Source organism: Micromonospora sonchi, from assembly GCF_014646235.1.
Lineage (GTDB): Bacteria > Actinomycetota > Actinomycetes > Mycobacteriales > Micromonosporaceae > Micromonospora > Micromonospora sonchi.
Genome location: NZ_BMNB01000022.1, coordinates 16763 through 30859, shown reverse-complemented (window position 1 = coordinate 30859; position 14097 = coordinate 16763). Strand labels below are relative to the sequence as shown.

General features: G+C 68.9%; 16 protein-coding genes. 2 read left to right on the top strand and 14 right to left on the bottom strand.

The annotated features are described in order from the left end of the window. Positions 1-22: 22 nt before the first annotated feature. Both IEY61_RS21380 and IEY61_RS21375 read right to left on the bottom strand, forming a co-directional pair. Complete coding sequence (locus IEY61_RS21380) at positions 23-244, bottom strand: ferredoxin (protein WP_189047097.1); 222 nt, start codon at positions 242-244, stop codon at positions 23-25. Next, on the bottom strand, positions 241-1446 hold the full coding sequence (locus tag IEY61_RS21375; RefSeq protein ID WP_189047095.1) for a cytochrome P450: 1206 nt from the start codon (positions 1444-1446) through the stop codon (positions 241-243). Before IEY61_RS21375 ends, IEY61_RS21380 begins: the two co-directional genes overlap by 4 nt. A 393-nt stretch (positions 1447-1839) precedes the next feature. Between IEY61_RS21375 and IEY61_RS21370 the strand changes: the two genes are divergently transcribed. Together IEY61_RS21370 and IEY61_RS21365 are read left to right on the top strand one after the other, a co-directional pair. Further along, complete coding sequence (locus IEY61_RS21370; RefSeq protein WP_189047093.1) at positions 1840-2688, top strand: hypothetical protein; 849 nt, start codon at positions 1840-1842, stop codon at positions 2686-2688. Further along, entirely contained in the window at positions 2685-3608 is a 924-nt protein-coding gene (locus IEY61_RS21365) for a nucleotidyltransferase family protein (protein ID WP_189047091.1), read from the top strand. Before IEY61_RS21370 ends, IEY61_RS21365 begins: the two co-directional genes overlap by 4 nt. A gap of 5 nt (positions 3609-3613) precedes the next feature. Here IEY61_RS21365 and IEY61_RS21360 read toward each other — a convergent pair whose 3' ends face one another. The 12 genes from IEY61_RS21360 to IEY61_RS21315 all read right to left on the bottom strand — a co-directional run bounded on the left by IEY61_RS21360 (position 3614) and on the right by IEY61_RS21315 (position 14086). Then, positions 3614-4186, bottom strand: a complete 573-nt coding sequence (locus tag IEY61_RS21360; RefSeq protein WP_189047089.1) for a hypothetical protein — start codon at positions 4184-4186, stop codon at positions 3614-3616. Between the two features lie 62 nt (positions 4187-4248). Further along, complete coding sequence (locus IEY61_RS21355) at positions 4249-4503, bottom strand: hypothetical protein (protein WP_189047087.1); 255 nt, start codon at positions 4501-4503, stop codon at positions 4249-4251. Positions 4504-4556: 53 nt separating this feature from the next. Further along, the gene (locus tag IEY61_RS31375) at positions 4557-4745 is read right to left on the bottom strand and encodes a hypothetical protein (protein WP_229706293.1); all 189 of its coding nucleotides are present in this window, start codon (positions 4743-4745) and stop codon (positions 4557-4559) included. Between the two features lie 206 nt (positions 4746-4951). Further along, the gene (locus tag IEY61_RS31855) at positions 4952-5074 is read right to left on the bottom strand and encodes a hypothetical protein (protein WP_268240675.1); all 123 of its coding nucleotides are present in this window, start codon (positions 5072-5074) and stop codon (positions 4952-4954) included. Positions 5075-5261: 187 nt separating this feature from the next. Further along, positions 5262-6266 carry a D-erythronate dehydrogenase gene (gene denD / locus IEY61_RS21350; RefSeq protein ID WP_229706310.1) on the bottom strand — a complete coding sequence of 335 codons (1005 nt, stop codon included), beginning with the start codon at positions 6264-6266 and terminating at the stop codon, positions 5262-5264. A 5-nt stretch (positions 6267-6271) separates the two neighbouring features. Further along, entirely contained in the window at positions 6272-7738 is a 1467-nt protein-coding gene (locus tag IEY61_RS21345) for a four-carbon acid sugar kinase family protein (protein ID WP_189047083.1), read from the bottom strand. After that, complete coding sequence (locus IEY61_RS21340) at positions 7735-8910, bottom strand: DUF993 family protein (protein WP_229706291.1); 1176 nt, start codon at positions 8908-8910, stop codon at positions 7735-7737. The genes IEY61_RS21345 and IEY61_RS21340 overlap by 4 nt, the downstream gene beginning before the upstream one ends. Positions 8911-8950: 40 nt before the next feature. Then, positions 8951-10207: a CaiB/BaiF CoA transferase family protein gene (locus IEY61_RS21335; protein WP_189047081.1), complete on the bottom strand. Its 1257-nt coding sequence runs from the start codon at positions 10205-10207 to the stop codon at positions 8951-8953. A 46-nt stretch (positions 10208-10253) separates the two neighbouring features. Further along, positions 10254-11864, bottom strand: coding sequence for an acyl CoA:acetate/3-ketoacid CoA transferase (locus IEY61_RS21330; RefSeq protein WP_189047079.1), 1611 nt, complete (start codon positions 11862-11864; stop codon positions 10254-10256). Positions 11865-11979: 115 nt separating this feature from the next. Next, on the bottom strand, positions 11980-12756 hold the full coding sequence (locus IEY61_RS21325) for an SDR family NAD(P)-dependent oxidoreductase (protein ID WP_229706283.1): 777 nt from the start codon (positions 12754-12756) through the stop codon (positions 11980-11982). Further along, positions 12753-13586, bottom strand: a complete 834-nt coding sequence (locus IEY61_RS21320; RefSeq protein ID WP_189047077.1) for an ABC transporter ATP-binding protein — start codon at positions 13584-13586, stop codon at positions 12753-12755. Before IEY61_RS21320 ends, IEY61_RS21325 begins: the two co-directional genes overlap by 4 nt. Next, positions 13583-14086 carry a MaoC/PaaZ C-terminal domain-containing protein gene (locus IEY61_RS21315; protein ID WP_189047075.1) on the bottom strand — a complete coding sequence of 168 codons (504 nt, stop codon included), beginning with the start codon at positions 14084-14086 and terminating at the stop codon, positions 13583-13585. Before IEY61_RS21315 ends, IEY61_RS21320 begins: the two co-directional genes overlap by 4 nt. Positions 14087-14097: the final 11 nt, after the last annotated feature.

Genomic DNA, 14097 nt, shown 5'->3' with positions numbered 1-14097 from the left:
AGCGAATTCAGGCGCTGTCGCGTCAGGTCGGCGCGATCAGGATGCCGTCGTCGTCGCGTACGGCGATCGCCTCGACCGGGCAGGACTCAGCGGCGTCGATCACCGTCTCGGTCGGCTCGACGGCCGCCGCGGTCGGGGTGGCCCGCCCCGATTCCATCCGGAAGTGGGTCGGCGCCATGCCGACGCAGCTGCCCGAGCCGATGCAGCGCCGCGCGTCGACCTCGATCCGCCAACCGGCGCTCACCAGGCCACCGGCATCCGGGCCAGACCCCGGACGATCATCCCGCTCTTCCAGGTCAGCTCCGGCTCGGGCACTGCGATTCGCAGCTCGGGCAGCCGGGCGATCAGGGCGCCGATGCCGACCTGTAGCTCCATGCGGGCAAGCTGGGCGCCCACGCAGTGGTGCACGCCGTGTCCGAAGCCGATGTGCGGGTTGGTCTCGCGACCGAGATCGAGTTGATCCGGGTCGGTGAAGACCGTTTCGTCCCGGTTAGCCGAGGAGAGCGAGCCGATCACCGGCTCCCCGGCCCGCACCAGCACCCCACCGATCTCGATGTCCTCGGTGGCGTACCGGGCGAACGAGGACGCCACGCCGAGCGGGACGTACCGCATCAGCTCCTCGATCGCGGTCGGCACCAGAGCCGGCTCGGCCCGCAGCCGAGCCAGCTGGTCCGGGTGGGTGAGCAGGACGTACGCAAAGTTGGGCAGCTGGGTGACGGTGGTCTCGTGGCCGGCGGCGAGCAGCCCGGCGGCGAGCTGCACGACCTCCTGCTCGGTGAACCGGTCCTGGTGCTCGTCGCGGGCCTGCACCATCGCGCAGATCAGGTCGTCGGTGGGCTGTCGGCGCCGCTGCTGGACGAGCTCGCCGATGTAGCCGTACAGGTTGTCGAGGTACTCGTGGATCTGCTCAGGCGACAGCGAGGTGGTCGAGACGATCGCCTCCGACCAGACGTGGAACTGGTGCCGGTCGGCGAAGGGCACCCCGAGCAACTCACAGATCACCTGGATCGGCAGCGGAGTGGCGAAGTGCTCGACCAGGTCGACCGGCGGCCCGGCCGCCACCATGGCATCGATCAGCTCGTCGGCGATCTGCCGGGTCCGGGGCCGGAGCTGCTCGACCCGACGGGCGGTGAACGCCTTGGCGACCAGCCGCCGCAGCCGGGTGTGCTCCGGCGGGTCCATCGACAGGATGCCGCCCTCGATCTGCCTCGGGGTCAGCCGCGGCTCGTCCCGGCCGACGCTGGCCGCCCGACTGAACCTCGCGTCACCGAGGACCATCCGCACGTCGGCGTACCGGGTGGCGAGCCACGCCTCCTCGCCGAACGGCAGCCGTACCCAAACGAGCGGCTCGACGCGCCGCAGCTCGGCGTAGAGGGGGTCGAGGTTGAGCCGATCGGGGGCGCTGAACGGGTACGGCCGCGCGGCGACCCGGGCGACGTCTGTCATTGGCCAACCTCCGAAGCAGACCGGATCACCCGCAACACAAGCCAGATGATCGACCTATAGTGACGCATCGATCGCCGATCGTAGTTGACGGCATTGATCCATGCCAGTGCTGCGGCCGGGATGCTCCTCGGCGCGTCCCCCGTTCCCTCGGCCCCCGTAACGGCTCAAGGGGCTGAGCGCGTCATCGCACCCGGCCAGCCGCAGCGGCTGCGCCCGAAAGCCGGGCTCGCGTACGGAAGCGCGGGTGTCTGGTCGTTCGTGGCCGATGGGCCCGGCCAGTGTGTCTTGCTCCGGGCTCGTTCGTTGGTCAGAAAAGGCGGCCGGTACGCCGTTGACCAGGCCTGCGGCGGCGTTGGCCGCCCCGGGCGCAAGGAACCTCTGGGGGAGTCGCCAGTGTCAGACGACAGCACCGACCGGTACGTCTACGGGCTGCGGGTGCGCGGGCTGGGCCACGTCACCCAGTTGCCGCCGGCCGGACCGGCGGACGGTCGTCCTACCGTCGCCATCTGGTGCGTCGACACGCAACCACCGCCGCCGACCGGTCCGGACGGATCGCGGTCGGTCCGGCTTCTGCCCGATGGCCAATGGCTCAGCGTGGACCGGATCAGAGCGACCGCGATTTTCCACGGGCCGGCTCCGTCGCCTGACCTCATCGCTCACCCGTACCTCGCCGCGGCGGCCACCGTCGTCAATCGCTGGGCCGGCCGGGAGACCTTCCATTCCGGGGCGTTCGTGCGGCACGGCCGGGCCTGGGCGGTGCTCGGTTCGCGTACGGCAGGCAAGAGCAGTCTGCTCGCGGCGCTGGCTGCCGAAGGTGTGCCGGTGATGGCTGACGATGTTCTGGTGACCGACGGCCGGTACGGCTTCGCCGGCCCGCGCTGCGTGGACCTGCGGGAGATGATCCCGGGCCTGACCACCGACGCGATCAGGGTGCGGCGGCGGAGTCGGCTACGGGTCGCCTTGCCGCCGGTGGCCGACCGCGTGCAACTCGGCGGCTGGTTCTTCCTGCGCTGGGGCACCGAACCGTCCGTTGTCCCGGTTGCCCCCGGTGACCTGCTGGCGCGGCTGGCCGCGTTACGGTCCTGGCCCGAGTTGCCATCGGACCCGTCGACCCTGCTGGCCCTCGCGGCCCTGCCGGCATGGGAGCTCAACCGGCCCCGGGACTGGTCGGCGCTCGACGCGACCCGCCGGTTGCTGGAGGCCACGGTGGCCACCCCGGCGCGGGTCGGGGTGTCCACGTGAGCGCCCCGACCGAACGGGCGGTCGCCGTCCGGTGCCTGGCCTTGGACCACGCCGCCACCAGCACCTGCCTCGCCCTGCGCGAGCGCGGCGTCGACGCGGTCCTGCTCAAGGGTGCGGGACTGGCTTACCGGTTGGGGGTCGATCGCCGCTACGGCGACGTGGATCTGCTGGTGGCACCAGCGGCCTTCAGCGCCGCCGAACGGATCCTCGCTGAGCTCGGGGCTTTTCCGGTGATATCGGGTGCCCGACTCGACGACCTCTCACCGCACGAACGCTCCTGGCGGCTGCCCGGCCACGTGCCGTTGGTGGTCGACCTGCATCGGGGATTCGCGGGGGCGGCGGACGCCGAGGCCCTCTGGCACGAGGTGTGGAACTCGGCGGAGGAGTTCCCGCTGGCTGGCGGGCGGATCCCGATACCGGGCCAGAATTGCACCGCTCTGTTCGTCGCTCTGCACGCGGCGGCACCCGGCCGGTCGGTACGCCCCCGTGCCGATCTGGAGCGCGCACTGATGGTGCTGCCGGCCGACGCCTGGCGTGCCGCCGGGCGGATAGCCCGGCGGTGCCAAGCCGAAGAGGCGTACGCGCTAGGGCTCCGGCTCGCCGACCGCGGGGCTACGATGGCCGCCGAGTTGGGACTTCCGGAACGTAGCTCCCCCTCGCGCTGGCTGCTCGCCCACCACGGCTCGGTGCCGGCATACTCGTTGGCACGGCTCGCCGAGTTGCCAACGGTCGCTGCCCGGCTGCGACACATCTGCCGCCGGGCGGTGCCGTCGCCGGCGATGATGCGTCACAGCAGTCCGTTGGCTCGACGTGGACGGCTTGGCCTGCTGCTCGCCTACGCGAATCGGTTGGGCCGGCACGCGGCCCGGCTGCCGAGAGCGGTGCTGGAGCTGCGCGCTGCCCGGCGGGCCGTACGGTGACCGGATCAACTCCGGCGCAACAGCTTGTTGCGCCTCGCCTCCGCCGTTGTCGGGCCATCCGCCGGTCCCGAGGGTGGGCCGGCCATCGGTGTTGATCGTATCGCCAGCCACAGATGCTGCGCCAGGGCCGCAGTGCGCCGCGGCACCGGCCATCGCGACCATGCCTGGCGCGACGCCAGGGGATCGACCAGATCGGTGTCCACTCCCGAGCCGTCCCTGCCGGTGACGAATTCCCGGGTATGCCCGCGGAGAAAGACCTCCAGGAACACGGCCTTGCGGCGGGGCGCGGTCACCACAGCGGGTAGGTCGTCGCCGGCGATCCGGGCCAGCAACTCGGCCCGGTTCGTCGCCTGCAGGTGCCCGGCCGTGGCGGTCAGCGCGGTCAGGAACCTGCCGTCGAGCAACGGATTGATCACGCGCACGTGGTGGTCGGCGGCGACCGCCGCGAGGCTCGCGCGGGCCAGGTTCAGCTCCCGCCGGCTCAGGTGCCAGCGAATCCGGTGGCCCAGTCGGTCCGGCTCGGCGCGTTGCTCCGCCGCGTACGACCGATAGGCGTTGATGGCGACGGCAGGCCGCATCCAGGCAAATGCGGCCAGGGCTAGTTGCCGAGGTGGTGGCAGTACCGCCCGGACGAGTGGGGTCAGACTCCGCCGCAGCCGGGACCGGATCGTGCGCGCGGGAGGTGCCAGCCGGCCAGCATCTGGTCACCCCCGACGCCGGTGAGCAGAGCACCGCCTGCGGCCAGCTCGATGATCGGCAGGTGAAAATGGAGGTTGCTGGGATGCAGCACGCCGTACCGGTGCAGTAGGCGGCCAGCCACCGGACCGACGAGGTCGAGGTCGTCACCGGCCGGCAGGATGTGCCAGTGCTCCGCCAGGCCTAGTGCGCGGATCACCTCATCCTGCCAACCTGATTCGTCGGCCCGAAGTGCTCCGGTGAAACGCCAGGTCACCGGAATCGGCGGCGGCAGTCCTTCCTGACGGGCGGCGCGGACCGCGATGGCCCGCCATCGCCGACGCCGATCGTGCCGCCCTTGATCAACTCGGCGAGGGTGCCGAGCCGTTTGAGTTGCGGCGGCTGATACCCGCTCTTCGCGTCAGCCTTGCCCGTCTCCCTTTGCGACCGCCTGCTTTCCATGAGCTCCTCTCAGGGCTTGTTCGGAGTACCGCCAGACGATCGCAGTCTAATCGCCTATCCGGACGAATCGGGCAGATCGGATTGGCCCGCGTAGCCCTCGGTGCGGCTGCCCTCGCGGCCGTACGCCGGGTGGCCCGGCCAGAGGCACATCCCGAACAGGCGTCATGTCACCCTGACATATTCATGTCACTGTGAAATCAGCATCCTCACGACCACCGCTCCCCGCACGCCAGCCAGGTGCCCGCGTACGGGTGACCGAGGCGGTACGCGCACAGACTGGCCTCGCGCAGAGCGGCCAGCACGGTACGACCCTGCGTGGGTGCGCCCACGCACGCTCGTGGCGACGGCCAACCCCGGGTCGGCAGGCTGGCCAGGTCTCCTTCCGCATCGCTCGGCCCTGAGGCCAGCCGCGCCGCGGTCATGGTCACCGTTCGCCCCTGCACCCCGTGTGCGAACAGAATCTCACCGGCCGCCTGGCGGTACTTGCGGGATGCCGGGGCCTGGGGCCGGTCAGCTTCAGGCGTCAGGCTCACCGATCCGCGCCGGGTCAGCGCTACTGCCAGCGATGGTCGAGAGGTACTCGCGGATGAGCGCGTCGAAGTCGGGCGGGGGCAGCAGGCCTAGCGATTCCGCGCGTTTCGTGATGAAACGCGCGGGCCATCTGCCGACGATGGCGAAGACCGCGGGGTCCTCGGTCCAGTCGATCAGGCCGCTCGTGCCGGCACCGGCCACGCGTTCCAACGCTTCCACCATGTCGCCGGGCGTGGTCGTGAGCGCGGGGAGGTTCAGCGCGGTACGGCTACCCCAGGTCACGTCGTCGACCTCAGCGGCTCGGATCAGTCCGTCGATCGTGCGGCTCGGCGAGGAAAGGGCGATGGCGGTGTCGGGGGGCACCGGACAGTTGGCGCGCTGCCCCGCGATCGGCTCTCGAATGATCCCGGAAAGGAAGCTCGATGCTGCCGCGTTCGGCTTGCCCGGCCGCACGGAAACGGTCATCAAGCGGACACTCCGTCCGCGGACGAAACCCTTGCGGGTGTAGTCGGCGAGAAGTTGCTCGCCGATGAACTTCTGTGCCCCGTAGCTGGATTGCGGCGTCGGCAGGGTGTCGTCCCGCACGGTCTCGACTGCCTCGCCAGCGGAGTTGGTGCCGAAAACCGCCAGCGAGCTTGAGAAGACCAGTACCGGAGGCGCAGGAAGCCGGCGAGCCCATTCGAAGAGGGCGCGGGTGCCGTCCACGTTCGTGGCCATGCCGAGGTCGAAGTCGGCCTCGGCGGCACCACTGACGACCCCTGCGAGGTGGAACACGAGGTCGGCTGTGCCCACGGTGGGCAATTGCGCCTCCATCGCACCGGTCATTGGCGTCACTCGTGGGTCTGCGAGGAGATCCGGTTGGGGTGCTACCAGATCGACTAGCACAAGCTCCTTGACTCGACGCGGTGCGGCGCCGCCGACGCCGACCTCCCCAGCGAGGAGACGGCGCGCCAACAGGGTGCCGAGGAATCCGGCTCCCCCCGTGATCATCACTCTCATGCCGGTTTCTCCGATCTACCAGATGCCTCTTCCAGCCGCTCGACGACATCAGCCAGCGAGGTGTCATCGCCGACGTTGCCGGCGAACACCACGTAGGGCAGGTCGGCGGCAAAGCCGCTGGCCGCCTCCCACAACGACACGATGCCGTCGAGAATCGGTCCCCTGATCCAGGCCCGGTCCATGCGAAGAGCCTCGGTTGCCACGTCGGACGACGTGATGCCCCCCTTGGCGAGGACAAAGGACGGACGGCGTTGTCCGACGATCCGGGCGGTCGCGTCCACCAGCGCCGAACTCACCGTCCGAGCGATATCGAGGCTCCCGTTGGCATCGATCCCGGTGACGAGTTGACGTGATGTGCGCAGCACCACCAGGTTGTCCGCCAATGCTGTTACCGCCTGCCGCACCAACTGCTCGACGTGCGAGGCCCGGTCCGCCGGATCCATCACCTTTGCGACGTCGAGTTCGAGTTCGGTAGGGGAACGACGCTGTCGCAACACGTCGAGCTGCCGCGTGGTCAGACCCACGTGCGAACCGACGACGACCAGGCCGTGTGCGTCGGGATCAACCAGTTGGGCGAGGCGCTCGTCGTCGATGCGTGAGCCGTCCTCCTGCCCGAGTCGTGCGCGTACGAACGACGGCCCGACCCGTTGGACGATGCCGACTCCGGCACGTTCGGCGGCGATGATGTCCAACACCGCCGAGCGCAGATCGTCGTCGGTGGCCGCGTCGATCGCCACGACCTGGCCGTCCTGCGCTGCGGACAGGACGGCGCGCAACGCCCCGCCGCCAGCGGCCCGGATGTCCGTGAGGTGGACCTCGGCCACCTGGTCAGCACGGAGACGGCCACCGCTCTTCTCTTCGACCCACTCTGCGAGGCGTGATGAGTGGTAGCCGAACGTCGCGTCGCGCGCGTACTCGCCGTCGGCGATGGGCGCGAGACCGGCCGGCCCTGCCGCCCAGTGGACTCCACCCACGGTGACGCGTCCGGCATCGATGTACGCCGGCGCGAGGAGCACCGCGTGCGTGGGTTGGCCGTGTTCCGCGAGGACCTCGGCCAGCACATCCGTTTCGAGGGGAAAATGTCCTCGCAACGTGGAGTCGCCCCGGCTCGCGAACGTGAGCTGCACGTCTTCGAGTCGAGCCGCCTCCAGGCACGCCCGGGCCACGTCCCGGTTGCGTTCGGCCGCCGCTGCCGGGGAGAGGCTTCGGGTGTTGGTGAGCACGTAGAAGCCGGGTGTTCCCTGGCGCAGCGCCCACCGCACATCCTCGACGTCCCAGCGCGTGAGCACGGGGACGTCCCGGACGGTCTGCGTGCCGGTCGGGTCGTCATCGAGCACGACGAGCCGGCGTGCCCCGCTGAGACGGGCGCGGATCTCGGCTACGGTGACGCCGCGAGCCTGGGGCAGCGCCTCGGCCCAGTTCGCGTCGCGTGGAGAGATGAGCTGATCGCGGGACGCCGTCATTCGACGCCACTCGCAGCCAGAAGCAGCCGCATACGGTGCGCCGCCAGTGCGGGATCGGGAAACAGGCCGATCTCGTCAGCGAGAACGAAGAGATCAGTGAGGTGCTGCAGCGAGCGGAAACCTTCCCGACCGGTGACCATCCGGAAGTGGTTCTGGTGCCCGGACAGCCAGGCGATGAACACGGTACCGACCTTGTAGCGGTCGGCCGGTGCCTCGAACATCTTGACCGCGAGGGGGATCGAGGAGTTCATGGCCTCGACGAAGCCCGCCTCGTCGCCCTTGTCGAGCGCGGAGAAACCAAGGGACGCGACCGGGGCGATGGGGTCGAGCACACCGAGCAGTCCGTGGCTGTGGTGCTCACCGTCGCCCAGCAGGAGGTTGGTGTACCCGTAGTCGTCGCCGGTGTAGACCTTCACGCCTTCCGGCAGGCGCCGGCGGAACTCCCTTTCGAGCTCCTCGTCCAGCAAGCTGAACTTGATCCCGTCGAGGCGCGCCGAGTTCTCCTCAGCCATGCGGACGACGACATTCATCGCCTCCCTGGGGTCGGCGTGCCCCCAGTATCCGGCGAGCGAGGGATCGAATCCGGTTCCGAGCCAGTGCACGATGGCGGGCTTGTCCACCTGGGCGAGGACCTGGCCGTAGACCTTGAGGTAGTCATCCTCGTTGCGGGCGGCAGCGACAAGGGCGTGGCTGGCGCGGATCACCGCAGCGCTCCCTTGGGCCTGGACCCAGTCGAGTTGCTCGAGATACGCGTCGACGACCTCGCCCAGACTGGGGTCGCGGGACGTGATCTGGTCGGTGCCAGCGCCGGCCACGACCGCGGCGCCTTCTTCCCGCGCGGCGGCCACGCCCAGCCGGATCAACTCCTTGGCCTGTCCCCACTGGAGGCCGCCGGGACCACGCTCGGAGGTGTCCATGGCTTCGGCGATGCCCACTCCGTAGCTGAACAGGTGCTTGCGAAACGCAATCGTGGCCTCCCAGTCGATGGGAGGCTGCTCCCCTGGGGTGTAGTCAGCACGGGCGTCCACGACGACGTGTGCCGCGGCGAGCACGGTTCGGGACCTGAAGGGCCCCTGATGGCGCGGGTAGTCGACCGGTTCGTGCATGACATGCACTGTGGTTCCGCCGTCAGCGGTGGGGATGGTGAGCTTGGCGGTCGTGAGCTTGTCCACGAATTTCTCCTCGATCGAAGCGTTGGTAGGGGGTCGGCAGTCAGGACCAGGCTGGCCGCCCGCCCGCCGCCTCGCGATCCGACTCAGAGCCGATGACTCCGACTGACTTCAGGTTGGCGATCTCGTCGGGGCTGAGCCCGGCCGCACGGAGGACCTCGTCGTTGTGCTGGCCCACCTTGGGGGGCACCATGCGCAGGCGGGCCGGGGTCTCGGAGAGCGAGACCGGCATGCCGACGAAACGTACCGGTCCGATTCCGTCGACCTCCGCCTCGAGTACGAGGTTGTTGTGCCGGACCTGCGGGTCGTCGAAGACGGCGTCATAGTCGTGGACGGGCGCTACGAGAATGTCCTCCGCCTCGAACCGAGCCATGATCTCGTCGCGTGGGAAGCGCGCGATCGCGTCCGCCAGCAGGTCGCGGGTCTCGCGGACGTGTTCGGTCAGCCCCTCGATGCTCTGGAAGCGAGGGTCGTCGATCTGCTCCGGGGTCAGGCCGCAGGCGCGTGCGGCCCTGCGCCACTGCTCGTCGACGTAGTACTCACCGATGAGCGTGAACCACAGATTGTCGGCGGCCTTGTAGTAGCCGTAGAGCGCCGTGTTGTGTGCGTGGGCGATGTTGGCCAGCGGGCGGGGGTAACGCTGGCCGGTGCTCAGGAACGTGGTGCCCTCTTGCAGATGCGTCGTGATCGCGGCGTTCATCAGGTTCGAGTCCACGACCTGCCCGCGGCCCGTGCGTTGCCTGGCCGCCAGCGCGGCCATCATGCCCAGGGCGAACTGCATGGAGGCGACGTAGTCGATGATGAATGTGCCGGTCGGCATCGGGCCGGTTTCCTCGGTGCCGGACAAGGCCATCAGCCCACTGATGGCCTGCGCCGCCAGGTCCTGTCCACGCCGGTGGGTGTACGGCCCACTGAGGCCGTACCCCGAGGCGTACGCGACGATGATGCGTGGATTGACAGCTGACAAGGCGTCGTAGCCCAGCCCGAGGCGGTCCATGACACCCGGCCGGAAGTTGCTCGCCACGATGTCGGCGTTCTTGGCCAGGTCCAGGATGAGCTTGCGGCCCTCGGCCGACTTCACGTCGACGCTGATGCTCCGCTTGTTCCGGTTCGTCGCGGACCAGTGCGGGCTGTATCCATCGCCCAGGAACGGGGCCTGATTGCGCCCGATCTCACCCACGTCGATGCGCTCGACCTTGATGACGTCGGCTCCGAAGTCGGCGAGCATCTGGGTCGCGGACGGGCCCTGTTCGAGCTGGGTGAAGTCGAGGATGCGAATTCCCTCGAACGCGTCGGTCACGATGAGATCAACCTTTCTGTGTCTGAGGCCGGGGAAGGACAGCGGGTCATCCGAGGCGGCGCGGAGGCAGGCAACGCAGCCCCGCCGGCTCCGGATGGAACAGTCGCCCGTCCATTTCCCGAAGTGGCTCGCGGATGATGGGGGTGAAGCCCATGCGTGCAAGGACGTCGCGCTGCAGGTCGACTCCGGGCGCGATCTCGATCAGTTCGACGCCGTCAGCGCCGAGCCGGAACACCGCCCGCTCGGTGACGTAGAGAACCCGTTGTCCCGCGCGACGCGCTCGTCTCCCGTCGAAGGCGATGCGCTGGACTCGATCGACCAGCTTGCCGTAGCGGCCGTCTCGTACGATCTCGAGGCGGCCCTCCCCGACCCGCACGTCAAGGTCACCACCGCGGAAGGTGCCGCAGAACACGACGGTCTTGGCCTTCTGACTGATGTCGATGAAACCACCGGGGCCAATCGGCGTTCCGTCCACGCCCGCCACGTTGACGTTGCCTTCGGCATCGAACTCGGCGAACGCCAGGCCCGCGAAGTCCAGGGCGCCGCCGTCGTACAGGTCGAACTGGCTCGACATGTCCACGATCGCCGTCGGGTTGATGGCAGTTCCCGAGTCCAGGCCCACGCCGGGCAGGCCGCCGAACACACCCTGCTCGATGCTGAGGGTGAATCGGTCGAGGAAGCCCTCCTCGAGTGCCACGTATGAGATGCCGTTCGCCATCCCGACACCGAGATTGGCGAGATCGTCTTCGTGGATCTCCTGCGCGGCTCGACGCGCCACCACCTTCCGGTGGTCGAAGGGCAGCGGGGTGATGGCCGTGGGCCGGTTCGGCTGCACTCCAGTTCGCCGGGGGTCGCTGCGGGTGATGGGGGTCTGATTCGGCCAGTCGGTGATCACGACGTGATCCACGAGTGCTCCGGGTACCTTGATCCGCCCGGCGGGAAGCTCCCCGGCGGGGACGATCCGCTTCACCTCGGCGACCACCGTGCCGCCGCTGTTGTGGACAGCCTGAGCGATGGCGAGGTTGTCGCTGAAGGCGGCCTCGTCGTCCATTGCCAGGTTGCCGTGGGCATCGGCCACCGAGGCGCGCAGCAGCCCGAAGTGAACGTTGAAACGGGGGTAGAAGAGCCACTCGCGGCCCGCGAGGGTGATCAGCTCACTGAGACCTTCACGAGTACGGTCGTTCATCCGCCCCCACTCCTGACGGGGGTCGACAAACGTTCCCAGGCCGATATCCGTGAAAAGCCCCGGTCGTCCGCCGGCGATCTCCCGGTACAGCAGCGAGATGGTGCCGGCCGGCAACCCGATCGCCTCGACCTGGTTGTCGGCGATCGCCCGTTGCTGGCGGGGCGAGAGGACAAAGTGCGAACCGACGAACCTGCGCACCAAGCCAGGAATGGCGATGTGGTCGATTCCGCGGCCCTGGTGGTCGCCGAGCCCCATGACGTGCACGACGGTCAGGTCGTTGGGCGCCTGCTCCTTGCCCCAGCGCTGCTCGAGTGCAGCGAGCAGCGTCTCGGGCACCTGCAGGAGAGAACCGCTGCCGCCCACGGCGAGGGTGTCGCCCGGAGAGACCAGCGCCACCGCATCCTCGGGCGTCAGCACCAGCCCGGGGCGCCGAGAGCCGTCCCCTGGAGCGGGCTTGAGGGTGAGCGTCATGACCGACTCACCAGGCCCGCGTTGAGCGGCAGATCGAACGCCGGGTTGTCGAGTTGCACCAGCCACACGGGGCCGGAGCGGTCGAGCCGGACCGTCGCGGGTGCGGTGGCGCCCATCAGAGCATCACGTCCCCGCCGCAGACATTCAGCGTCTCCCCCGTGATGTAGGAGGCGTCGTCGGAGGCGAGGAACGCCGCCGCGGCCGCCACCTCCTGGGCCCGGCCGGTGCGGCCGAGCGGGATGGTGGCAACGCGGTTGGCCAGCATCTGCGCCGGATCCTTGTCGACCATGCGGCCGAGTTCGACGTTCGCCCGCTGGGCCAGCGGCGTGTCGATGCGGCCCGGGGCAACCGCGTTGACCCGGATTCCCCGTGGCGCCAGCTCAGCGGCGAACGTCTTGGTCGTACTGACGACCGCTGCCTTCGACGCCGCATAGTTCGCCGACATCACGTTCGGCAACATTGCCTGGATCGAGGCCACCGTCACGGCGCTGCCGCCGTCCGGCAGGAGCCGCGCCGCGAGTTGGAGGGTCAGGAACGTACCCCGGGCATTCACCGCCAGCACGCGGTCCCAATCCTCGACGCTCAACTCCAGTAGCGGTCCGAAGGTCTGGATACCGGCGTTGGCGACGACGACATCGACCTGACCCAGCAGGTCGCCGAGCGAGGCCAGCGAGGCCGCGTCCGAGACGTCGACCGTCGCGGACTCCGCGGAGCCGCCGACAGCCCGCAGAGCGGTCGCCGCTTCGCGCGCCAGGTCCTCGTTGACATCAGCAACGACGACATGTGCGCCCTCCGCGGCGAGCCGCTCGGCGATGGCCCGTCCGATCCCCTGGCCGGCTCCGGTCACCAGCGCGCGGCGATCCACGAACCGGAATGCGCTGCCGACCGTCATGACTGCGCCTTCGGCAGTTCGATGCCGTGGAGCACGCCCAGCCGCTCGAAGTGCTGGTAGATCCGGTCAGCGTACTTGCCGAACTCGGGAGACTCCCCGAGCGCGATCGGCCGCGGACGGGGCAGGTCGACGACGATCTCATCGACGATCTCTCCCGGGCTGGGGCTCATGACGAAGATCCGGTCGGAGAGCCCGACGGCCTCCTCCACGCTGTGGGTGATGAACAGGACCGTGGGGCGCCGCTCCATCCACAGCGCTTCGAGGTCGGTACGAACCTGCAAACGGGTCAGCGCGTCGAGCGCACCGAAGGGCTCATCGAGCATGAGAACCGAAGGGTTGTGCACGAGGGTCCGGATCAGCGACACCCGCTGACGCATCCCGCCGGAAAGCTGACGGGGGTACTTCTTCATCGCCTTGGTCAGCCGCAGTCGCTCGAACAACTGCTCCGCGCGACTGCGGATCTCCCGCTCGGGTAGGCCGCGGATCGTCGCCTGGAGCATGACGTTGTCGATAGCGGTCCGGAACTCGAGGAGGAGGTGATCCTGGAACGCGATACCCACGTCCGTGATGGGCCGCTTCACCACTTCACCCCCGACGCGGATGTCGCCGGTCGTGCGGTCAAGCAGTCCGGCGACCATGAGCATGAGGGTGCTCTTGCCGCATCCGGAGGGGCCGACGATGGAGATGAACTCGCCGGGCTTGATGTTCATGTCGACCGGCTTCAGCGCCTCGAACGGGTTCGGGCTGTCAAGTCCGAAGGTTTTGCTGACGGACTCGATGGAGATCGGGGCCCCCGTCCGAGTGGCTGCCGTGGTGGTGCGTGCGGTCATGACTGTGCCTTCCCGCTCGCTTCGACCCCGCCAAGGGGAACCTTGGACAGAAGCTCCACCTTCTGCCCCTCCTGACAGACGCGGCCGTCCTGGTCGACGACGCGTACGTCGAAGGTCACGATCGCCTGGGTTGGCTTGGACGCACTGTCGCGCATCTCGGCAACCGAATACTCGACAAAGATCGTGTCGCCGATGAAAATCGGAGCCTTGAACCTCCATTCCTTGATTCCGAGAAATGCGATAGCGGTGTCCCGCAGCATCCCGGTGCGCGGCCACATCAGGCCGTGTGAGTAGGCCAGGCCCAGCATGCCGTGCGCGATCCGTCGACCAAACTGGCTGGCTTTCGCGTAGACGTCGCTGGTGTGCACTTCGGAGAAATCCCCGGTCAGTGCGCCGAACCCGACGACGTCGGCGTCGGTGATGGTCCGTCCGGGGCTCCGGAACGCAAGTCCGACGTACAGGTCCTCGTAGATCAACCCTTGCCGCGGGATCTGTGACATTTGGCCCCTCC

What these genes read in the sequence shown, in the direction of transcription:
- IEY61_RS21375 (WP_189047095.1), bottom strand. Translation starts at nt 1,446, where the DNA reads ATGACAGACGTCGCCCGGGTCGCCGCGCGGCCGTACCCGTTCAGCGCC.
- IEY61_RS21360 (WP_189047089.1), bottom strand. Translation starts at nt 4,186, where the DNA reads ATGCGGCCTGCCGTCGCCATCAACGCCTATCGGTCGTACGCGGCGGAG.
- IEY61_RS31375 (WP_229706293.1), bottom strand. Translation starts at nt 4,745, where the DNA reads ATGGAAAGCAGGCGGTCGCAAAGGGAGACGGGCAAGGCTGACGCGAAG.
- denD (WP_229706310.1), bottom strand. Translation starts at nt 6,266, where the DNA reads ATGATCACGGGGGGAGCCGGATTCCTCGGCACCCTGTTGGCGCGCCGT.
- IEY61_RS21345 (WP_189047083.1), bottom strand. Translation starts at nt 7,738, where the DNA reads ATGACGGCGTCCCGCGATCAGCTCATCTCTCCACGCGACGCGAACTGG.
- IEY61_RS21330 (WP_189047079.1), bottom strand. Translation starts at nt 11,864, where the DNA reads ATGACGCTCACCCTCAAGCCCGCTCCAGGGGACGGCTCTCGGCGCCCC.
- IEY61_RS21325 (WP_229706283.1), bottom strand. Translation starts at nt 12,756, where the DNA reads ATGACGGTCGGCAGCGCATTCCGGTTCGTGGATCGCCGCGCGCTGGTG.
- IEY61_RS21320 (WP_189047077.1), bottom strand. Translation starts at nt 13,586, where the DNA reads ATGACCGCACGCACCACCACGGCAGCCACTCGGACGGGGGCCCCGATC.
- IEY61_RS21315 (WP_189047075.1), bottom strand. Translation starts at nt 14,086, where the DNA reads ATGTCACAGATCCCGCGGCAAGGGTTGATCTACGAGGACCTGTACGTC.